Origin of the sequence: Streptomyces sp. FXJ1.172 (assembly GCF_001636945.3) — a bacterium.
GTDB lineage: Bacteria > Actinomycetota > Actinomycetes > Streptomycetales > Streptomycetaceae > Streptomyces.
In genome coordinates, this window is the sequence record NZ_CP119133.2 from 1,888,442 (window position 1) to 1,908,450 (window position 20,009).

Here is a 20,009-nt window from a genome sequence, read left to right on the forward strand (position 1 = left end):
TCAACGGCTGTCCGCCTGGTGGGCGTTCCCGGTCCGCTGTCACCTGCGGGAAGCGTCCTCGCTGTCGGCGGCGTGACCTGCCCAGTCCAGGATCTGGACAGCGGCTCCGGCGGCCTCCAGGCCCTGGCAACGGCCGTGGTGGCGGCGGGAGATGCCCTCGAGGTCGAGGTGCCGGCCGAAGGCGGGGTGCGCGGCCAGCCGGCCGGCGTAGGCCCACAGCGCGCGGTGGCCGGCGATGCGGTGCACGGCGCGGGCGTCGAGGTGGCAGCGGTGGACGGTGTCCAACTGCACGAGGGTCACCCACAGTTCGACGTCGGCGGCGGTGAGCCGGTCGTCGACCAGGTACTCCTCCCCCGTGAGCCGGTTCTCCAGCCGGCCCAGCGTGTCGAACAGCGCGTCGAGGGCGGCGGAGTGCCCGTCCGCTCCGGTGCCCGCCCGTCCGGCGCACTGCGCGGCCTCCTCGATCACGTCGCACATCGCCTCGACGGCCTCGATCACGGACCCCTGGCCGCTCGGGTACAGCGCGGTGCCGTCCCCGTGCGGGAAGCGGTCGAGGTCGCGCAGGATGTCGCGGGCCCGGGTGCTGACGATGCGTCCGGACCAGTCGTCGCTGAGCACGGGTGCGAGGGCCGGGCCGGTGTAGTGGTGGGCGCTCGCCTCGTACAGCGGGCGCAGCACGGCGTGGCCGCCGCCGGCACAGTCCGGGACGGCGGGCAGCAGGGTGACCGGACAGCTGTCGTCGAGGCCGAGGAGGCTGTGCCCGACGGCGAGGCGCAGCCCGTCGGGACAGGCGGTCGACAGGTGCAGCCGGTAGCGGTGGGGCACTGCGTAGTGGCCGCTGCGCGCGTCCTGGCCGATCCGGCCCCGGAAGACGGGGCCGGACCGGTGGACGGACGGGACGGTGGCGAGCGGAGTGATGGACATGCGTCTCCCCGGATGGTGGGCGTGCGTCAGGGGCGCGCCGACGGACGTCGTCGGCCGGTGGGCGCGCGGGCCCGGCTCAGCGGTGCTGGCTGATCGCGCTGCAGACGCGCAGCAGGTCGATGTGCAGACGGGAGGTGAGCAGGGGTGCGCGCAACGGTGAGCGGCCCGCTGGGCCGGTGACCGTCTCGAGGCGCGGCATGATTCCCTACCTGTTCACTAGGATTCCCTCCCTGGAGTGTCGATGCGGCGTCGTACGACGTCAAGGGGGCGTCCACGCCCGGGACTCCGGGCGGAGGGGCCGGTAGGGAGCCGGAGGCCGTCGAGTACGCACCCGCCGCGCCGGAGGAGCACCCCCGGCCGCGCCACAGGACATATCGCGGCGCGGACGTCCTGCTGATGCACTTTTTACGCGGGCAGCCACCCTGAACCACACAAGATCCGGCGATTTTGCGGTGGGCGGAGACTTCCCCGACCATGACTGGCGTCCCGGCGATCCCGGGACATCTGTGTGATTGGAGAGGCGGACCCCTCATGGACACCACCGGAACCGCCCCGCAACCGGCTCCGGTCCCCTCGGAGACCCTCGCGGTGCCCGCCCAGGTCCCTCACGACACCCCGAACGTGACGGACTCCCCCGGCGGCAGCAAGCATGCCCGGCGCTTCGGCCTGCCCGTCGCCACCGCGCTGGTCATGGGCAACATCATCGGCGGCGGCATCTTCACGCTGCCCGCCTCCATCGCCCCCTACGGCACGGTCAGCCTGGTCGCCTTCGGCGTGCTGACCGTCGCCGCCATCGCCCTGGCCCTGGTCTTCGGCCGGCTCGCCGCACGCGATCCGCGCACCGGCGGGCCGTACGTCTACGCCCGCGAGGCCTTCGGTGACTTCGCCGGCTTCCTGACCGCCTGGTCGTACTGGATCACCGGCTGGGTCTCGAACGCCGCGCTCGCCGTGGCCGCGGTCGGCTACCTCGACGTGGTGATACCGGTGGGCGGCCACCCCTGGTCCGCGTGCCTGACCGCCCTGGTCCTGCTGTGGCTGCCCGCCGTCGCCAACTTCGCCGGCACCCGGTACGTGGGCGCCGTACAACTCGTGTCCACGGTGCTGAAGTTCGTGCCGCTGCTGCTCGTCGCGGTCGGCGGGCTGTTCTTCTTCGACCCGGCGCGGCTCGGGCCGTTCAATTCGAGCGGTCACGGGCCGGTCGGCGCGGTGTCCGCCTCCGCTGCCCTGCTGCTGTTCTCCTACCTCGGGGTGGAGTCCGCCGCCGTCAGCGCGGGTGAGGTCGAGGACGCCCGCCGCAACGTGGGGCGCGCCAGTGTCATCGGCACCACGGGCGCCGCGCTGGTGTATCTGCTGGGCACCCTGGCCGTCTTCGGCACGGTCCCGCACGACCGTCTGGTGCACTCCACCGCGCCGTTCTCGGACGCCGTGAACGCGATGTTCGGCGGCGGCTGGGGCGGTACGGCCGTGGCGCTGGCGGCGGTGGTGTCGATGACCGGGTGCCTCAACGGCTGGACACTGCTGAGCGCCCAGACCCCGTACGCCGCGGCCAAGGACGGCCTGTTCCCGGCGGCCTTCGCACGGCGCCGCCGGGGTGTGCCGACCGTCGGCGTCGCCGTCACGGTCGTCCTCGCCTCCCTGCTCACCGCCTACAACTACGTGTCGGGCTCGGGGAAGGTCTTCGAGGTCCTGGTCCTCATCACCACGTTCACCGCGACCGTGCCGTACCTCCTCGCGACCGCCGCCCAGCTCTTCCACCTGATCTCCGGCCGCCGCGAGTCGGTGGACCGCGCCCGGCTGGCACGGGACATGGTGATCACCGCGGTGGCGGCCGGCTTCTCCCTGTGGCTGATGGCCGGGGCCGGATACGCGGCGGTGTACCAGGGCGTGCTGTTCCTGTTCGCAGGGGTTCTCGTGTACGCGGTGATGGCGGCGCGCCGACAGCAGGCATGACGAAAGGCGCCGTACCGGAGCGATCCGGTACGGCGCCTTTCGCGCGTTCTCGCAACGTCGGGACGACAGGATTTGAACCTGCGACCCCTTGACCCCCAGTCAAGTGCGCTACCAAGCTGCGCCACGTCCCGTTGCGGTCCCACCCGGGGTGTCCCCCGTGTGATCACGCAGGTCAACCCTACCGCACCTGGGCCGGTGCCCGTGTCGTACCCGCCGTGGCGGGGGCCGTGGGGGCCGGCCGGCGGGCCGGGACCAGGAGGGCGGCGCCGGCCGCGGCCAGGCACAGGAGGGCGAGCAGGGTCCAGCCGTGGGTGTAGCCGGAGGCGTAGGGCAGCCCGGAGGGCTGGAGGCGGCCGGTGACCAGGACGCCGGTGAGCGCGGCGCCGATCGAGCCGCCGATGGTGCGGATGTTGGCGTTCATGCCGGTCGCGGCGCCGGTCTGCTCGGGCGGGACGCTGCCGACGATCAGGTTGGCCATGGCGGCGAAGGCGAGTCCGATGCCGAGGCCGAAGAGCCCCGCGACCACGACGATCTGCCACTGGGCGTCGTGCCAGAGGGTGAGGAACGCGCAGGCCAGCGCGCCGAGCGCGGCACCGGTGGCGAGCAGGGCCTTGGCGCCGACGCGGGGCTCGAGGCGGCCGGACAGGACGCCGGAGAGGAACATCGCGAGCAGCATCGGCAGCATGAGCAGGCCGGAGGCGGTGACGCTCGCGCCGAAGCCGTATCCGGCCACGGGCGGTGTCTGGACGAAGCCGGGCAGGAAGGACCAGATCGCGTACATGCCGGCGCCGAAGAGCAGCGCGGCGGCGTTGGTCGTCCACACCACGGGCAGCCGCATCACACGCAGGTCGATCAGCGGGCTGCGGGAGCGGGCCTCGGCGGTCAGCCAGACGGCGAACAGTACGACGGCGGCGGCGAACAGGCCGAGCACCTTCGGCGAGCCCCACCCCCACTGCCCGGCCTGGCTCAGCGGCAGCAGCAGGGCCACCAGCCAGCCGGAGAGCAGCGCGGCACCGGACCAACTCACCGTACCCTGCGCCCGCTTGGGGGATTCGGGAACGTAGCGCACGGCGATCAGGACGGTCGCGGCGACGATGGCGACGGGGATCCAGAAGAGCCAGCGGTAGTCGAGCGCGGAGACGATCGGCCCGGCGGCCACCATGCCGACCCCGCCGCCCGCGGCGATCACCGCGGAGAGGTTGCTGATGCTGCCGCTCACCTCGGCCGGGGCGAACTCGTCCCGGATGACGCCGAAGGACAGCGGGAAGAGGGCACCGCCGACGCCCTGGACGACCCGGGCGACGATGAGGACGCCGATGTCCGGGGCGAGCGCGGCGATGAGGCAGCCGGCGAGGACGGCGAGCAGGACGGCGACGAGCGTGCGCTTCTTGCCCACGAGGTCGCCGGCCCGGCCGAGGATCGGCGTGAAGACCGAGGCGGACAGCAGATAGGCCGTCATCACCCAGGTCGCGGTCGACTGGGAGGTGTGCAGGGCGTGCTGGACGGTCGGCAGGGCCGGCGCGATCAGCGACTGGAGCATGGAGAACACGCCCGCACCGGTCGCAAGGACGGCGAAGGTGAGGCGGGTGGACGTGCGGGGCATGAAGGAGCCTCTCCGGAGGTCCGGGACAAGGAACGTCGGATGTCAGGGGGACAGGTGGGTACGGGTGGGTACGGGTGGGTACGGCCCGTCGGCGGGGCGGTGCGGGGCGGGCGGCGGACGCACGGACGTCTGGCCGCGTGGCCGTGTGGCCGTGTGGACGCGTCCGGCCACGGCGGTGCCGCCCCCGCACTGCTAAAGTGGAGGCACCCCTCCACTCTAACGGAGGCATTCCTCCGGTTCAAGATACGGAGGCGACCCTCCGGATTGTCCGAGCCCCCAGGAGGCAGCAGTGACGGCCACGCCCTTCCCCGTCGGCGAGATCGTGGCGGCCCGCCGGCCGCGCCGCAAGGACGCCGCCCGCAACTACGACGCCCTGCTCGTCGCCGCCCGCGAGGCGTTCGCCGAGCACGGCTCGGACGCCTCGCTGGAGGACGTCGCGCGCCGCGCGGGCGTCGGCATCGGCACGCTGTACCGGAACTTCCCCACCCGCCGCGACCTCTTCGAGAGCGTCTACGCGGACGAGGTGAACGCCCTGTGCGAGGCGGCGGTGGACGTCGCGGACCGGGAGCCGTGGGAGGCGCTCACGGCCTGGCTGGACCGGTTCGCCGGGTACATGGTCACCAAGCGCGCGGTGCGCGAGGCGCTCAACGACGAGTCGGAGATCTTCCAGTCCTGCCGCGATTCGATGTACTCCGCCGGGGGCCCGCTGCTGGAGCGCGCGCAGCGGGCGGGCGTGGCGCGGGCGGACATGGACTTCGCCGATCTGCTGCGGATGGTCGCCGGGATCACCGCCACCACGTTCGACGACGACGCCCAGCGCGACCGGGTCCTGGCGATCGCCCTGGACGGGGTCCGCACCGGGCGCTGACCCGGCCGCGCCCCACGTGATCACCGGCTTGCGCGATCACCGCGTTCCGCTCGGCCGGCGCGTCACTTGATCACCGCGTTCGCCACCACCACGATCAACCCGAGCAGCGCGTCCCCGGCGCCCGTGAAGACCGCGACCGGCCAGCTGCGGGCCGACCAGCGGGCCGTGGTCAGGCCGAGGCCGAAGAGGATGGCGATGTTGAGGGTGAAGGCCGGGTACTCCAGGCCCTTCGCGGGCCACCAGCCCCAGCCCGCGCCCGCGAGGATGAGGACCGTCGGCAGCACGGCCGTGACCAGCGGCCACTCGTCGCGCAGGGTGCGCAGGACGTCCCAGCGGCGGTGCGGGGCCCGTTCGGCGATGCAGTGGGCGTAGCCGTGGGCCAGGGCGGAGGCGAACGCGGTCACCAGCAGCCAGGCGGCGTCGTAGCGACGGCCGGCGGGGGTCGTGCGGCCGTACTGGGAGAGCGCGGCGACCATCGAGCTGGCGAGGACGGCGCCGTAGACCCCGCCGAAGAGGACGGCCTCGCGTGTGGCGTGCTGCCGGTGCGGCGCGCCGGGGCCGGCGCCGCCCGCCGTGGAGTCGGCCATGCTCCCCACGGTCCCCCGGGCCCGCCCCGGCCGCCAGCGCAGACGCCCCGACGAAGTGTCCCGCGGCCGCCCCCGATGCCCCACACCCTGTCGGCCGCGGTGCGCCCGGCGCGCTGGCTAGGGTCGGCCCCATGACGCACAGCTTCGCGCTCCACATCCCGGACGCCGACCTCGAATCCGATCCCCTCGACCCCGCGCAGATCGTCGCCGGGAACCCGGAGGTCACCGCAAAGGTGCTCTGGGAGTCGCCGGACGGCAGGCAGATCCGCGGGATCTGGCAGATCACCCCGGGCGTGGTGACCGACACGGAGGCCGACGAACTGTTCGTGGTGATCAGCGGGTCGGCGACGATCGAGGTCGAGGGCGGGCCCACGCTGACAGTGGGCCCGGGCGACATGGGGGTGCTGCGCGCGGGCGACCGTACGACGTGGACGGTGCACGAGACGCTGCGCAAGGCGTACGCGATCAGTCTCTGAGCGACGATCAGTCTCTGAGCGACCGGGCGAGCCGGCCCACTCCGGCGACGAACGCCTCGACCACGGGCCGCGGCGGGACATCCGTGCGGCCCGTGGTGCGGGCCGTGAGCGGCAGTTCCACCTGGACTCCCGCCAGCCGGGTCAGGTTGACCGGGTTCCTGGGATGCAGTCCGCGCAGGCCGGCCGGGATCTCCTCCAGGTCCGTCACGATCCGGAACCGCGGCGCGAGGACGTCCAGTTCCCGTGCCAGGACGAGCGACGCCGCGCGGTTGGCGCCACCGAGGAAGAGGGTGTGCCGGGCCTGGCGCCGCATGTGCCCGTGCAGGGAGACCGTGAGTGACACGCGGGAGCGGAACTCGCGCAGCAGCGCGCAGTGGTCGACGGCCATGCGCGGGGACGGGATGTGCACGGGCTCAGAGGTCCCCGGCTGGGTGAAGACGAGGCTGGTGGCACCGCAGCGCCGCGCGACCGCCTCGGCGAGCTGGGCCGTGCCCCCCTCGGTGCCGGCGTGCAACGCGAGCAACCCGACGCCGCCGCCCGGTTCGAGCGTCGCGAGCAGGGGGACGCCCTCGATCTCCACGTGTTCGGTGTGCCCCATGAGGTCCCCTCACTCGCCCGGCCGCGCGGGCATGTTGTACGGCGTGACGACCTGGATCGCGTACGGCAGCACGGGCCCGGCCGGGGGCAGCGCGCCGTGGGCGCGCATCACCAGACGGCAGGCCTCGCGCATGTCGTGCCGCAGATCGTGGTGGAGCACGGCGGAGAGCCGGTGTTCGCGCAGCAGGCGGGAGTTCTCGTGGTCGAGGTCGTGGGCGATGAACACCGCGCAGTCACGGCCGAGGTCGGCGAAGGCCCGCAGGGTGGCGTTGTTGCCGCCCCCGATGGAGTACACCGCGCGGATGTCCGGGTCGCGTTCCAGGGCGGCGCGGACGAGGTCGTACTGCGTGGCGTCCAGGCCCTGTCCTTCGGCGATCTCCAGGAGCGTCCGCTCCGGGCACCGGGCCCGCATCACGCTGCGAAAGCCCATCTCGCGCTCCTCCTCGTTGCGGAAGAAGCCGCTGCTGAGGCTGGTGAGGACATTGCCGGGCCGGTCACCGAGCCACTGGCCCATCAGGTAGGCGGCGGTGGCGCCCGCGGCCCGGTTGTCGCTGCCGACGTAGCCGAGCCGGCCGCTGGCGGGCAGGTCGGTGACCAGGGTGACGACGGGGATGCCGGCCGCGGTGAGCCGGCCCACGGCCGCGGTGACCTCCGGGACGTCCGGCGCCTTGAGGATCACGCCCTGCGAGCCGCGCCGGGCGATCCGGTCCAGCGTCGCCACCAGCTCGGCGGCCGGGCCGGTCTCGCGGAAGTGGAAGCGGGAGCGGACCACCGCCGGGTGCAGGGACGGCAGTTCGGCCTCCAGGGCGGAGCGGACGGCGGTCGAGAACCGCTCGGGCGCCTGCACCACGATGTCGACCATGAAGGTACGGCCGACCAGCCGGACCTGGGTGCGCTGCCGGTCCAGGTCGGCGATGGCCCGGTGCACCTCCTGCGCGGTGCTCTCCCGCACCCCTCCCCTGCCGTTCAGCACGCGGTCCACGGTCGCCTCGCTGAGACCCGCCTGACGTGCGATTTCCCGGATCGGGAACGGATGGCCCATGGTCCGGCTCCTTGAGGGGTTTTTGATGGCTGAGTGCTGGTTGTTCGAGGGGTTTGTACTGACAAGAATGACAGGGCCGTGCCCTCCTCGTGGCCGAATGCCCTCATCACCCGAAAAGAGGAGACCGATGTCCGTCGCCTCCGCACCAGGCCGCACCTGGCTGTCCGAGCAGGACTGCGACCTCGACGCCTTCCGGGCCCTGACCGGCCGGACCACCCGCCTCGCCGACTACCCGCACGCCGCGTCCGTGCGCGACGGCGTCCTGCTCTACGACGCCGGGCAGCTGCGCACGGCCGGCGACCGCGGCCCGCTGCGGGCCGAGCTGGTGCGGGCGCTCGCCGACGGCCCCGGGATCGTCGTCGTACAGGGGGCGTTCGCGGACCCGGCGGTCGTGGACCGGCTCACCGCCGTCTTCGATGCGCTCATCGCCGAGCAGCGCGCCCTCGGCGCCGGTGCCGGCGACCACTTCGCGAAGCCGGGCGCCAACGACCGGGTGTGGAACGCGCTGGAGAAGGCTGCCCTGTACGACCCGGAGGCGTTCGCCGACTACTACGCCAATGACGTCCTGGCCCTGGTCTCAGCGGCCTGGCTGGGCCCCGGCTACCAGGTGACCTCACAGGTCAACGTGGTCAACCCGGGCGGCGCCGGCCAGACCGTGCACCGGGACTACCACCTCGGCTTTCTCGGCAACGCGGCGGCGGCCGCCTATCCCGCCCATGTGCACCGGCTCTCCCCCGTGCTCACGCTGCAGGGCGCGGTCGCCCACTGCGACATGCCCGTGGAGTCGGGCGCGACGCTCTATCTGCCGTACTCCCAGCTGTACGAGCCGGGCTATCTGGCCTGGCGACTGCCGCAGTTCCAGGCGTACTTCGAGGAGCACCACGTCCAGCTGCCGCTCGCCAAGGGCGACGCGGTCTTCTTCAACCCCGCGCTGTTCCACGCCGCCGGTGCCAACCGCACCGCGGACGTGCGCCGGGCCGCCAATCTGCTCCAGGTCTCGTCCGCGTTCGGGCGGGCCATGGAGACGGTGGACCGGGAGGCGGTGGCGAACGCGGTGTTCCCGGTGCTGTTGCGGCGCGCGGCCGACGGCGCGGGCGAGGCCTGGCTGGAGAACGTGATCGCGGCGAGCGCGGAGGGCTACCCCTTCCCGGCCAACCTCGACAGCGACCCGCCGGTCGACGGTCTGGCCCCGCCCTCGCAGGCGGACCTGGTACGGCGGGCCGTGCGCGAGGGATGGGAGCCGGAGCGGCTGCGCACCCGGCTGCGGTCGGGCGTCGAACGGTGCGAGAGCTGAAGGGACTGAAAGGGCGCATGGGCATGGGACTTTCCGGAAGACTCCTCGACGGCAAGGTGGTGCTCGTCAACGGCGGCAGCCAGGGCGTGGGGGCCGCGATCGCGCGGGCCGCCGTCCGCGAGGGTGCCGTGGTGGCGGTCACGGGCCGGCGCACGGAACCGGGTGAGGCGCTGGTGGCCGAGCTGGCGTCGGCGGGCGGCAAGGCGCTGTTCGTGCGCGCCGATCTGGCGGACGCCGAGCAGGCCGGGGCGGCGGTCGCCGAAGTGGTGGACGCCCTGGGCCGGATCGACTGCCTGGTGAACTCGGCGGGGCTCACCTCCCGCGGCACGCTGCTGGACACGACCCCCGAGCTGTTCGACCAGCACATCGCGATCAACCTCAAGGGGCCGTTCTTCGCGATGCAGGCGGCCGTCGCCGACATGGTGTCCCGCAAGGCGCCCGGCACGATCGTCAACATCATCACGTCGTCGGCGCACGGCGGGCAGCCGTTTCTCGCGCCGTACGTCGCCGCGAAGGCGGGCCTGGCGGGCCTGACCCGGAACGCGGCGCACGCCCACCGCTGGGACCGGATCCGGATCAACGGCCTGAACATCGGCTGGAGCGCGACGGAGGGCGAGGACGCCACCCAGCGCGCCTTCCACGGCGCCGGCGACGACTGGCGGGAGCAGGCGGCGGCCAAGCTGCCGATGGGCAAGCTCGGCCAGCCGGACGAAATCGCGGACTTCGTGGTGTTCCTGCTGTCCGACCGGTCCGGGGTGGTCACCGGGTCGGTGATCGACTGGGACCAGAACGTGCTCGGCGGCCTCGACTAGCTCTCTTCTAGCTCTCGTCTAGCTCTCTTCGCACCTCTCGCACCAAAGGAGCTGCACCACCCATGCGTATCGGAATCCTCGGTCTCGGCCGCATCGGCGCCTTCCATGCCGAGACCCTCTCCAGCCTCGACGCCGTCGAGTCGCTCGTCGTCACCGATCCGTTCGCCGAGGCGGCCAAGGCCGCCGCCGAACGGTTCGGCGCCGAGGTCGTGGACTCGCCCGAGGCGCTGCTGGCCGCCGGCGTGGACGGCATCGTGGTGGCGGCCGCGACCGACGCCCACCCGGACCTGATCCGGGCCGGTGTCGCGGCCGGTGTCCCGGTCTTCTGCGAAAAGCCCGTCGCCAGGACGATGAGCGAGGGCGTCGAGGTGCTCAGGGCCGTCCGGGGCAGCGGCGTACCGATCCAGATCGGCTACAACCGCCGCTTCGACGCGGGCTTCACCGCCGCCCGGGCCGCCGTCCGGGCGGGCGAGCTGGGCACCCTGCACACGGTCCGCTCCACGACGCTCGACCCGGCGCCGCCGCCGGCGGCCTACGTCGCCGCGTCCGGCGGCATCTTCAGGGACTGCTCCGTGCACGACTTCGACATCATCCGGTGGGTGACGGGCCGTGAGGTCACCGAGGTGTACGCGGTCGGCGGCAACCGGGGCGCCGACTACATCAGGGCGGCGGGCGACGCCGACACCACCGGTGCGATCCTCACCCTGGACGACGGCACGATCGCGGTGGTCTCCAACTCCCGCCACAACGCCCGGGGTTACGACGTGCGCATGGAGCTGCACGGCTTCACGGACTCCATCGCCGTGGGCCTGGACGACAAGCTCCCGCTGCGCTCGGCCGAACCCGGCGTGACCTTCCCCTCCGGTACCCCGCACGACTTCTTCATGGACCGCTTCACCGACGCCTACCGCGCCGAACTGACCGCGTTCACCGAGGTCGTGACCGGCTCCCGTCCCTCGCCCTGCACGATCGAGGACGCCCTGGAGGCGGGCTGGATCGCCGAGGCCTGCACCCTGTCCCTGCACGAGCACCGGCCGGTGACGATCGCGGAGGTCCGGCAGCCCTGATCCGGCGGGGTACGGCTCCAGGGGGTACGGCGGTCACCGTCGCACCCCCTGTTTCGTGTGTTTCGTGCTGTTCGGGCCGGTGCGGCTCAGAGGCAGTACCGCACCAGCCACTCGTCCGCGCTGTACCGGTCGCGCGCCGGGTCCGGCAGGGTCGCCGGCCTGGTCTCCACCATGTCCTTGGCGCGTATCGGCTCGGGCAGCGTGCCGAAGCGCTCGCGGCGCGCCGCCTCGGCGCTGCTCTCGGACGTCCTGGGTGCTTGCGTACGGCGTGTCATCGCGTCCTCCCGTCTGCGCGGGCGTCCCCCGCCATCGTCACAACGCCCGCGTGCCCCCGGTTGGTTCCCTGCCGCCTCGCGGCCGAATCCCCCCGGGGGCACGCAGGAACGCACGCGGCCGCTCAGGCCCCGCAGGAGCGCAGGAACCTGCGGGTGCGGACCGCGATCGGCAGCGGCTTGTCCGGCTCGCACGGGTACATGTCCTGCTCGACGATCGCGAACAGCTCGACGCCCAGCGTCTGGGCCGCCGCCAGCACCGGCCCCAGCTCGGGTACACCGGACGGCGGTTCGCACATCACCCCCTGGGCCACGGCCGGACCGAAGGGGGTCCCCTTCGCCCGTACGTCGGCCAGGATCGCCGGGTCCACCTGCTTGAGGTGCAGATAGCCGATGCGTTCGCCGTAGGTCTGGATCAGCTTGACGCTGTCCCCGCCGCAGTAGGCGTAGTGCCCGGTGTCCAGGCAGAGGTTGACCAGGTCGGTGTCGGTCGAGTCCAGGAAGCGTTCGACATGGTCCTCGGTGTCGATGTGGGTGTCGGCGTGCGGGTGGACCACGATGTCGAGGCCGTAGGTCTCCTTGACCTCGTGGCCGAGCCGCTCCATGCCCTTGGTCAGGTGTGCCCACTGCTCGGCGGTCAGCTCCGGCGGCTCCAGGATCTCGGCGGTCTTGTCGTCCCGCCAGAAGGAGGGGATGACCACCAGGTGCCGCGCGCCCATGGCCTGGGTGAGCGCGGCGACCTCGCTGACGTGTGCCCAGGTCTCCTCCCAGACGGAAGGGCCCCGGTGCATGCCGGTGAAGACCGTGCCCGCCGAGACCTTCAGGTTCCGCCTGGCCACCTCGTCCCGGAGCCGTGCCGGGTCGGTGGGCAGGTAGCCGTGGGGGCCGAGTTCGATCCACTTGTAGCCGGCCTCGGCGACCTCGTCGAGGAAGCGTTCCCAGGGCACCTGCCGGGGGTCGTCGGGGAACCAGACGCCCCAGGAGTCGGGGGCCGAACCGACCCGGATGCGGTCCAGCGGGGTGTCAGTGGCCATGATCAGGGGGTTCCTTCCGGGGAAGGGGCGACGGGTGCCGTGAGGGCGCTCTCCTCGGGGAGTTCCTCGGTGTCGACGCCTCGTACCTGGGCGAGTTCGTGTTTGAGTGCGGCGAGTTCGGCGCCGCCGGCCATGTGGTTGGTCAGTTCCTCGAGGCTGACCTCGCTGCGGGAGGCGGACAACTCCAGGGTGCCCAGGCGCAGCACGCTGAAGTGGTCACCGACCATGTAGGCGTGGTGCGGGTTGTGGGTGATGAAGATGACGCCCAGGCCGCGGTCGCGGGCGGCGGCGATGTACTTGAGCACCACGCCGGACTGCTTGACGCCGAGTGCGGCCGTGGGCTCGTCCAGGATCAGCACGCGGGCGCCGAAGTAGACGGCGCGGGCGATGGCGACGCACTGGCGCTGGCCGCCGGACAGGGTGCCGATGGGCTGCTCGAGGTCGTCCAGGACGATGCCCATGTTGCGCAGTTCCTCGTCCGCGGTCTTCTTCATGCCGGCGATGTCCAGGCGGCGCAGGGGCCAGGGGCCCTTGGTCGTCTCCGAGCCGAGGAAGAAGTTGCGCCACACCGGCATCAGCGGGACGGTCGCCAGGTCCTGGTAGACCGCCGCGATGCCCTGGTCCAGGGCCTCGCGCGGGCTGGAGAAGCGTACCGGCCGGCCGTCGACGAGGAACTCGCCCTCGGTGTGCCGGTGCAGCCCCGAGATGATCTTGATGAGGGTGGACTTGCCGGCGCCGTTGTCGCCCAGCACGCAGGTCACCTCTCCGGCATGGACCTTCAGGTCCACCCCGTGCAGCGCACGGATGTTGCCGTAGGACTTGCCCGCGCCGCGCAGCTCGACCAGGAGGCCGTCGGAGGCGGGGGGCGCGTCCTGGAGGACGGCGCCGTGGGTGCCGGTTCCGTTGTCAGTCATCGGTTACCTCCGCGTCGCCGTGCGCTGGACCCACAGATTGATCAGTACGGCGCCGAGCAGCATCACGCCGAGGAAGGCCTTGAACCAGTCGGGGTTCCAGCCCGCGTAGACGATGCCCTGGTTGACCATGCCGAACATGAACGCGCCGAAGACCGGGCCGATCGCGGAGCCGGCGCCACCGGTCAGCAGACACCCGCCGATCACCGCCGCGGCGATGTAGATCAGCTCGTTGCCGATGCCCTCACCGGACTGCACCGTGTTGAAGGAGAACAGGTTGTGCATGCCCACGAACCAGGCACCGAAGCCGACCAGCATGAACAGCGAGATCTTCGTGAAGGTCACCGGCACACCGACGGCCCGCGCACTTTCCTTGTTTCCGCCGACCGCGAAGATCCAGTTGCCGTACCTGGTCCGCAGCAGCACCCACGTGGCCAGGGCCGCGAAGACCAGCCACCACACCACGGTGATCTTCACCTGCACCCCGCCGACGTCGAACGACGAGGCGAAGACCTTCCTGGCCTGGTTGAAGCCGTCCATGTCGCTGATGTCGTCGGTTGCGACGTTGCCGGTGACCAGCTTGGTCACCGCCAGGTTCACGCCCTGCAGGATCAGGAAGGTGCCCAGCGTGATGAGGAAGCTGGGCAGGCCGGTCTTCACCACCATCCAGCCGTTGAAGAAGCCGATCGCGAGGGACACGGCCAGGGCGACGATCACGCCCGTCCACACGTTCAGGGTCAGTTGATAGCTGAGCATGCTCGCGGTGAGGGCGGAGGAGATCACCGCGACGCCGGAGGACAGGTCGAACTCGCCGCCGATCATCAGCAGGGCCACCGGGAGGGCCATGATGCCGATGGTCGAGGACTGGTAGAGGACCGTCGCCATCGAGCTGCCCTGGCGGACCGAGGGCGCGACGACCAGGAAGAAGACCAGGACGGCCGCGGCGCCGAGGAAGACGCCCACCTCCGGCCGGGCCAGCAGCCGCAGCGCCAGCGGGCGCCGGGCGGTACGGCCGTCGGTGTCCTTGGGACCGGACGCCGGCGGTGTCGTCCCGACGGCCGGTTCGGCGTGCTGGGCCATGCTCATCACCGGGTCCCCTTCGCGGCGAACTCGGCGACCTTGTCCACGTTGGACTTGTCGACGAAGGCCGGTCCGGTGAGCACCGGCTGCACGCCGCCGCCGCTGTAGTTGCCGTTGTTCTTGTAGAGCCACAGTGCGTCGACCGCGAGGTAGCCCTGGAGGTAGGGCTGCTGGTCGACGGCGAACTCGACACTGCCGTTCTGGACGGCCTTGACCAGGTCCTTGTTCAGGTCGAAGGTGGCCACCTTGGCCTTGCTGCCGGCGTCGCCCACCGACTGCGCGGCGGTCAGGGCGAAGGGGGCGCCGAGGGTGACGACCGTGTCGATGGAGTTGTCCTGCTTCAGCTTCGCCGTGATCGTCGAGCGCACGGACGGCATGTCGGTGCCGTTCACATACAGGGTCTCAGTGGTGCCCTTGAACGTCTTCCGCACGCCGTCGCAGCGCTGGGTGAGGCCGACGTTGCCCTGCTCCTGGATGACACAGACGATCTTCTTGGCACCGGTGGTGTTCAGCTTGTCGCCGAACGCCTCGCCCGCCACGCTCTCGTCCTGCCCGAAGAACGACAGCAGACCGAGCTGCTTCCAGTCGCTCAGTCCCGAGTTCAGGCCCACCACCGGGATGCCCGCCTGCTGCGCCTTGCCGATGACGCTCTTCATCGCGTCCGGCTTGGCCAGGGTGACCGCGATGCCGTCCACCTTCTGGTCGATCGCGTTCTGCACCAGGTTGGCCTGGTTGCCCGCGTTCGGGTCGGACGAGTAGACGAGCTTGATGTTGTCCTTCGCGGCGGCCGCCTCGGCCCCCTTGCGGACGGTGTCCCAGAAGGTGTCACCGGGAGCCTGGTGCGTGACCAGGGCGACGGTCATGCGCGGGGTGTTGGCCTTGCCCGCCGAGGCGTTCTGTGCCGCCTCCTCGGCCTTCTTCCCGCCGTGGGCGCTTGCGCACCCGGCGAGGGTGAGGGCTGCCGCGGCGGCCACCGCCACGAAGGGGGCCGTTCTGCGGAAGCGGGAGGGAGAAGAGCGGTCCATCTTTCCAGCACCTCACTGTGCGTGCGACGGGGGGAGGACGCTGTTGCGTTGGGACGGGATACAAGTCCCTGCCGAGCCCGCTGTCAATACTTTGTTAAGACATCATTTCACGAGCAGGTCCGAATGTAAGCACAAACCATTGACACCCTTGCCGCTCCGGCCCTACACCTGAAAGGCATGAGCCCAGTACACCGCACCCTGCCGCGAACGGCACCGGGTGATCGCGCACTCGACTCCGTCACGTTCGCGCTGGACCGCACGAGCCCGGTGCCGCTGTACTACCAGTTCGCCCAGCAGCTGGAGGCGGCCATCGAGCGCGGGGCGCTGGCCCCGGGCGACCTGCTGGGCAACGAGGTCGACCTGTCCGTACGGCTCGGCCTGTCCCGCCCCACCGTCCGCCAGGCGATCCAGTCCCTGGTCGACAAGGGGCTGCTGGTGCGCCGCCGCGGGGTGGGCACGCAGGTCGTCCACAGCCAGGTCAAACGGCCCCTCGAACTCAGCAGCCTCTACGACGACCTGGAGTCGGCCGGACAGGGCCCGACCACCCGGGTACTGCGCAACGAGCCGGTCCCGGCCTGCGCCGACGTGGCCGCGGCCCTCGGCCTCGCGGAGGGCGCCGAGGTCATCGTGCTGGAACGGCTGCGCCGCACCCACGGCCAGCCGGTGGCGTTCCTGCGCAACTACGTGCCGCCCGCGCTGCTCGAACTGCCCGCACAGCGACTGGAGTCGACGGGCCTGTACCGGATGCTGCGGTCCGCCGGGATCGTCCTGCACAGCGCCCGCCAGTCCGTCGGCGCCCGCAGCGCCACCGCCGAGGAGGCCGCGCTGCTGGACGAGGAGGAGGGCGCGGCCCTGCTCACGATGCGGCGCACCGCCTACGACGACACGGGCCGGCCGGTGGAGTACGGCGTCCACGTCTACCGGGCCTCGCGCTACGTCTTCGACTTCCAGCTGCTGGTCAGACCCTGAGCGCCGTCCCGCGCTGGTCAGGCACCGAAACGGAACCACTCGTGTTCACACAGCCCCCGCGGCCCCGGCCGCCACGGGGGCCGTTTTGCGTGTCCTGCCCCAACACCGCAGGTAACGATGACGATTACGTTTCGGGCAAGAGACTCCCGAGCGGGAGCCGACCTATTGACGCATGAGCGGACATGGGGGTGTTATGACGCCCACGATGTTCGGTCGAGTTGGTTTCTGAGCGGTTTCGACGACCTTTCGGTGATCAACTCACCCCTTGACCGAGCCCTGTATTCCTCAGGAGCCGCCATGCGCCTCTCCCCCTCCGGTGTCCTCGTCCCGGGTCCCAGCCGTCGCTCACTGCTCCGCGGAGCGGGCAGCGCCGCCCTGCTCGCCGGTGCCGGCATACCCCTGCTGTCCGCCTGCGGGAGCAGCGGTTCCTCCTCCGACCCGAAGACCGTCACGCTCGGTTCCAACGCCTCGGACGCGGTGCCGAAGAAGGCCTTCGAGAGCGTCTACGCGGACTTCAAGAAGCAGTCCGGTCTCACGGTCAAGGTGAACACCAAGGACCACAACACCTTCCAGGAGCAGATCAACTCGTACCTGCAGGGCACGCCTGACGATGTGTTCAACTGGTTCGCCGGATACCGCATGCAGTTCTTCGCGGCGAAGAAGCTGGCCACCCCGCTCGACGACGTGTGGCAGAAGATCGGGGGCAACTTCCCCGACGCCATGAAGAAGCTCAGCAAGGGCGAGGACGGCAAGTACTACTTCGTGCCGCTGACGACGTACCCCTGGGCGATCTTCTACCGCAAGAGCGTCTTCCAGCAGCACGGCTACAAGATCCCTGCCTCCTGGGACGACTTCGTCGCCCTGTGCAAGCAGATGAAGAAGGACGGCCTGGTCCCGATCGCCTTCGGCGACAAGGACGCCTGGCCCGCGATGGGCACCTTCGACCAGATCAACTTCCGGCTCAACGGCTACGACTTCCACGTCCAGCTGATGGCGGGCAAGGCCTCCTGGACGGACGCCAAGGTGAAGGCCGTCTTCGACCACTGGGCCGAGATCCTGCCCTACCACCAGGACGGCTTCATGGGCCGTACGTGGGAGGACGCCGCCCAGACGCTGGTGTCGAAGAAGGCCGGGATGTATCTCCTCGGCTCCTTCGTGGCCCAGCAGTTCACCAACAAGGCCGACCTGGACGACCTCGACTTCTTCCCCTTCCCTGAGATCAACTCCGCATACGGCCAGGAGACGGTCGAGGCGCCGACCGACGGCTTCATGGTCAGCAAGGCCCCGAAGAACCACGACGGTGTCCTCAAACTGCTGGAGTACCTGGGCAGCCCGGCGGCCGAGGAGACGTACCTCAAGACCGACCCGAGCGTGGTCGCCGCCTCCGACAAGGCCTCCACCTCCGCCTACTCGCCGCTGCAGAAGAAGGCCTTCGAGATGATCGGCGCCGCCAAGAACCTCACCCAGTTCATGGACCGCGACTCCCGGCCCGACTTCACCTCCACGGTGATGCAGCCGGGCCTGCAGAAGTTCCTGCAGAACCCCAAGGGCGTGGACAGCCTGCTGTCGTCCATCGAGCGCCAGAAGAAGACGATCTTCGCGTCCGAGTGAGCGACCCGATGACGACCGATACGACGACGAAGACCCCGGAGGCGGCCGCCGCGGCGCCCCCGGGGCCCACGCCCGAGAAGAAGCGGGCCGCGCAGAGCCACCGGCGTCTGCTCACCCGCCGTGACCGGATCACGCTCGCCCTGATGGCGGGCGTTCCGACGATCCTGCACGTGGCCCTCGTCTGGGTCACCGCCATCGCCTCGATCTTCCTCGCCTTCACCACCTGGGACGGCATCGGGTTCGACTCGATCAAGTGGGTGGGCCTGGACAACTTCACACAACTCTTCAACGACAACCCGCAGTTCTGGCCGGCCGTCCAGCACAACATCGTCTGGTTCGTCGTACTGATCCTGATCCCGACGCCGTTCGGCCTGTTCCTGGCCGTCCAGCTGGACAAGAAGATCCGCTTCAGCAGGGTCTACCAGACCGCGTTCTTCCTGCCCGTCGTCATCTCGATGGCCTGCATCGGCTTCGTCTGGCAGCTGGTCTACAACCCGGACACCGGCCTGATCAACAGCATCATCGGGGCCAACAAGCCCGGCCACTACATCGACTGGATCGGCGACCCGCACCTCAATCTGTGGGCGGTCCTCATCGCCGCGTCCTGGCGGCACGCCGGCTACATGATGATCCTCTACCTGGCCGGGCTGAAGAGCGTCGACCCGTCGCTGCGCGAGGCGTCCGCGCTGGACGGCGCGAACGAGTGGCAGACGTTCAAGAACGTCATCTTCCCCACCCTGCGCCCGACCAACACGGTCGTCCTCGTCGTCACCATCATCGAGGCGCTGCGCGCCTTCGACCTGGTCTTCGTCTTCAACAAGGGCGCCCAGGGCACGGAGTTGCTGTCGATCCTGGTCACCAACAACATCATCGGCGAGTCCAGCCGCATCGGGTACGGCTCGGCGATCGCCGTGGTCCTGCTGGTGATCTCGCTCGCGGTGATCATCCCGTACCTGATCGCCACCTTCCGCAAGGAGCGCCGCGCATGAGCAGCACCACTCTCCCGCTGAAGCGCCGCGCCCCGATCCGCCCGGCCCGCGCCCTGCTGCACGTCTTCCTCGCCGGTACGGCCCTGGCCTGGCTGGCCCCGCTGCTGTGGGCGGTCTACTCGGCCCTGCGGCCGTACAGCGAGACCAGCACCAAGGGCTACGTCTCCTGGCCGGACAAGCTGACGTTCGAGAACTTCACGAACGCGTTCAAACAGTCGGACATGCTGCACTACTTCGGCAACACGCTGATCATCGCGGTGCCGGCCGTCCTGCTGACGCTGTTCCTGTCCTCGTGCGTGGCGTTCTACGTCAGCCGCTTCGACTTCCGCCTCAACCTCGCGCTCCTGCTGGTCTTCACGGCCGGAAACCTGCTGCCGCAGCAGGTCATCATCACCCCGCTGTACCGGCTGTACCTGCTGACGAACCTGCCCGGCATCACGGCCAGCGGCAAGCTGTACGACTCCGCGCTCGGCCTGGTCCTCATCCATGTGGCGTTCCAGTCCGGCTTCTGCGCGTTCGTGCTGAGCAACTACATGCGCTCGCTCCCGCACGAGCTGACCGAGGCCGCGCTGGTCGACGGCGCGTCGGTGTGGCGGCTGTACTGGCAGATCACCCTGCCGCTGTGCAAGCCCGCGATGGCAGCACTGGCGACCCTCCTGTCCATCTGGATCTACAACGACTTCTTCTGGGCCCTCGTGCTGATCTCGACCGGTGAGAACATGCCGATCACCTCGGCCCTGAACAACCTCTCCGGCCAGTACTTCACCGACCCCAACCTGGTGGCGGCAGGCTCTCTCCTGACGGCGATCCCGACCCTGATCGTCTACTTCGCGCTCCAGCGCCAGTTCGTCAACGGCCTGACCCTCGGCTCCAGCAAGGGCTGACGCGCCCCGCCAGG

Annotated in this window: 21 protein-coding genes and 1 tRNA gene; 10 read left to right on the top strand and 12 right to left on the bottom strand. The window is 70.7% G+C overall.

Going from position 1 to position 20,009, the window contains the following annotated elements:
• Window positions 1–39: 39 nt before the first annotated feature.
• Entirely contained in the window at window positions 40–924 is an 885-nt protein-coding gene (locus A6P39_RS08435; RefSeq protein ID WP_067053725.1) for a glutathione S-transferase C-terminal domain-containing protein, read from the bottom strand.
• 76 nt (window positions 925–1,000) lie between these two features.
• The gene (locus A6P39_RS08440; RefSeq protein ID WP_267893381.1) at window positions 1,001–1,123 is read right to left on the bottom strand and encodes a putative leader peptide; all 123 of its coding nucleotides are present in this window, start codon (window positions 1,121–1,123) and stop codon (window positions 1,001–1,003) included.
• A 332-nt stretch (window positions 1,124–1,455) separates the two neighbouring features.
• Here A6P39_RS08440 and A6P39_RS08445 point away from each other — a divergent pair, with 332 nt between their 5' ends.
• On the top strand, window positions 1,456–2,874 hold the full coding sequence (locus A6P39_RS08445) for an amino acid permease (RefSeq protein ID WP_067053727.1): 1,419 nt from the start codon (window positions 1,456–1,458) through the stop codon (window positions 2,872–2,874).
• Window positions 2,875–2,931: 57 nt separating this feature from the next.
• On the opposite strand, the gene A6P39_RS08450 is transcribed toward A6P39_RS08445, so the two are convergent.
• Window positions 2,932–3,005: transfer RNA gene (locus A6P39_RS08450), tRNA-Pro, on the bottom strand.
• 47 nt (window positions 3,006–3,052) lie between these two features.
• A complete protein-coding gene (locus A6P39_RS08455) occupies window positions 3,053–4,477 on the bottom strand; it encodes an MFS transporter (RefSeq protein WP_067053729.1) in 1,425 nt (474 codons plus the stop codon).
• Window positions 4,478–4,766: 289 nt separating this feature from the next.
• Here A6P39_RS08455 and A6P39_RS08460 point away from each other — a divergent pair, with 289 nt between their 5' ends.
• On the top strand, window positions 4,767–5,345 hold the full coding sequence (locus tag A6P39_RS08460; protein WP_067053731.1) for a TetR/AcrR family transcriptional regulator: 579 nt from the start codon (window positions 4,767–4,769) through the stop codon (window positions 5,343–5,345).
• 62 nt (window positions 5,346–5,407) lie between these two features.
• On the opposite strand, the gene A6P39_RS08465 is transcribed toward A6P39_RS08460, so the two are convergent.
• Window positions 5,408–5,932 (bottom strand): hypothetical protein, encoded by a 525-nt coding sequence (locus tag A6P39_RS08465; RefSeq protein ID WP_067053733.1) that lies wholly within the window; start codon window positions 5,930–5,932, stop codon window positions 5,408–5,410.
• Window positions 5,933–6,063: 131 nt separating this feature from the next.
• On the opposite strand from A6P39_RS08465, the gene A6P39_RS08470 reads away from it, so the two are divergent.
• Window positions 6,064–6,408, top strand: coding sequence for a cupin domain-containing protein (locus A6P39_RS08470; protein WP_067053735.1), 345 nt, complete (start codon window positions 6,064–6,066; stop codon window positions 6,406–6,408).
• 7 nt (window positions 6,409–6,415) lie between these two features.
• Here A6P39_RS08470 and A6P39_RS08475 read toward each other — a convergent pair whose 3' ends face one another.
• Together A6P39_RS08475 and A6P39_RS08480 are read right to left on the bottom strand one after the other, a co-directional pair.
• Entirely contained in the window at window positions 6,416–7,006 is a 591-nt protein-coding gene (locus tag A6P39_RS08475) for a poly-gamma-glutamate hydrolase family protein (protein ID WP_067053737.1), read from the bottom strand.
• 9 nt (window positions 7,007–7,015) lie between these two features.
• Window positions 7,016–8,047 carry a LacI family DNA-binding transcriptional regulator gene (locus A6P39_RS08480; protein ID WP_067053739.1) on the bottom strand — a complete coding sequence of 344 codons (1,032 nt, stop codon included), beginning with the start codon at window positions 8,045–8,047 and terminating at the stop codon, window positions 7,016–7,018.
• Window positions 8,048–8,174: 127 nt separating this feature from the next.
• On the opposite strand from A6P39_RS08480, the gene A6P39_RS08485 reads away from it, so the two are divergent.
• The 3 genes from A6P39_RS08485 to A6P39_RS08495 all read left to right on the top strand — a co-directional run bounded on the left by A6P39_RS08485 (window position 8,175) and on the right by A6P39_RS08495 (window position 11,220).
• Complete coding sequence (locus A6P39_RS08485; RefSeq protein ID WP_067053741.1) at window positions 8,175–9,341, top strand: phytanoyl-CoA dioxygenase family protein; 1,167 nt, start codon at window positions 8,175–8,177, stop codon at window positions 9,339–9,341.
• Window positions 9,342–9,364: 23 nt separating this feature from the next.
• Window positions 9,365–10,153 carry an SDR family oxidoreductase gene (locus A6P39_RS08490; protein ID WP_067054016.1) on the top strand — a complete coding sequence of 263 codons (789 nt, stop codon included), beginning with the start codon at window positions 9,365–9,367 and terminating at the stop codon, window positions 10,151–10,153.
• A gap of 62 nt (window positions 10,154–10,215) precedes the next feature.
• Window positions 10,216–11,220 (top strand): Gfo/Idh/MocA family protein, encoded by a 1,005-nt coding sequence (locus A6P39_RS08495; protein WP_067053744.1) that lies wholly within the window; start codon window positions 10,216–10,218, stop codon window positions 11,218–11,220.
• Between the two features lie 86 nt (window positions 11,221–11,306).
• Here the strand turns inward: A6P39_RS08495 and A6P39_RS08500 are convergent, their stop codons facing one another.
• The 5 genes from A6P39_RS08500 to A6P39_RS08520 form a co-directional block, all read right to left on the bottom strand.
• The gene (locus tag A6P39_RS08500; protein WP_067053746.1) at window positions 11,307–11,495 is read right to left on the bottom strand and encodes a hypothetical protein; all 189 of its coding nucleotides are present in this window, start codon (window positions 11,493–11,495) and stop codon (window positions 11,307–11,309) included.
• Window positions 11,496–11,617: 122 nt separating this feature from the next.
• A complete protein-coding gene (locus tag A6P39_RS08505) occupies window positions 11,618–12,526 on the bottom strand; it encodes a sugar phosphate isomerase/epimerase family protein (protein WP_067053748.1) in 909 nt (302 codons plus the stop codon).
• 2 nt (window positions 12,527–12,528) lie between these two features.
• Complete coding sequence (locus A6P39_RS08510) at window positions 12,529–13,440, bottom strand: ATP-binding cassette domain-containing protein (RefSeq protein ID WP_067053750.1); 912 nt, start codon at window positions 13,438–13,440, stop codon at window positions 12,529–12,531.
• Between the two features lie 3 nt (window positions 13,441–13,443).
• Complete coding sequence (locus tag A6P39_RS08515) at window positions 13,444–14,523, bottom strand: ABC transporter permease (RefSeq protein WP_067053752.1); 1,080 nt, start codon at window positions 14,521–14,523, stop codon at window positions 13,444–13,446.
• A complete protein-coding gene (locus tag A6P39_RS08520) occupies window positions 14,523–15,542 on the bottom strand; it encodes a sugar ABC transporter substrate-binding protein (RefSeq protein WP_067053755.1) in 1,020 nt (339 codons plus the stop codon). The genes A6P39_RS08515 and A6P39_RS08520 overlap by 1 nt, the downstream gene beginning before the upstream one ends.
• 177 nt (window positions 15,543–15,719) lie before the next feature.
• Here A6P39_RS08520 and A6P39_RS08525 point away from each other — a divergent pair, with 177 nt between their 5' ends.
• The 4 genes from A6P39_RS08525 (at window position 15,720) to A6P39_RS08540 (ending at window position 19,995) form a co-directional block, all read left to right on the top strand.
• Complete coding sequence (locus tag A6P39_RS08525) at window positions 15,720–16,511, top strand: GntR family transcriptional regulator (RefSeq protein ID WP_067053757.1); 792 nt, start codon at window positions 15,720–15,722, stop codon at window positions 16,509–16,511.
• Between the two features lie 297 nt (window positions 16,512–16,808).
• Complete coding sequence (locus A6P39_RS08530) at window positions 16,809–18,122, top strand: ABC transporter substrate-binding protein (RefSeq protein ID WP_067053759.1); 1,314 nt, start codon at window positions 16,809–16,811, stop codon at window positions 18,120–18,122.
• An 8-nt stretch (window positions 18,123–18,130) separates the two neighbouring features.
• Entirely contained in the window at window positions 18,131–19,111 is a 981-nt protein-coding gene (locus tag A6P39_RS08535; RefSeq protein WP_067053761.1) for a carbohydrate ABC transporter permease, read from the top strand.
• Window positions 19,108–19,995 carry a carbohydrate ABC transporter permease gene (locus A6P39_RS08540; protein WP_067053763.1) on the top strand — a complete coding sequence of 296 codons (888 nt, stop codon included), beginning with the start codon at window positions 19,108–19,110 and terminating at the stop codon, window positions 19,993–19,995. The genes A6P39_RS08535 and A6P39_RS08540 overlap by 4 nt, the downstream gene beginning before the upstream one ends.
• Window positions 19,996–20,009: the final 14 nt, after the last annotated feature.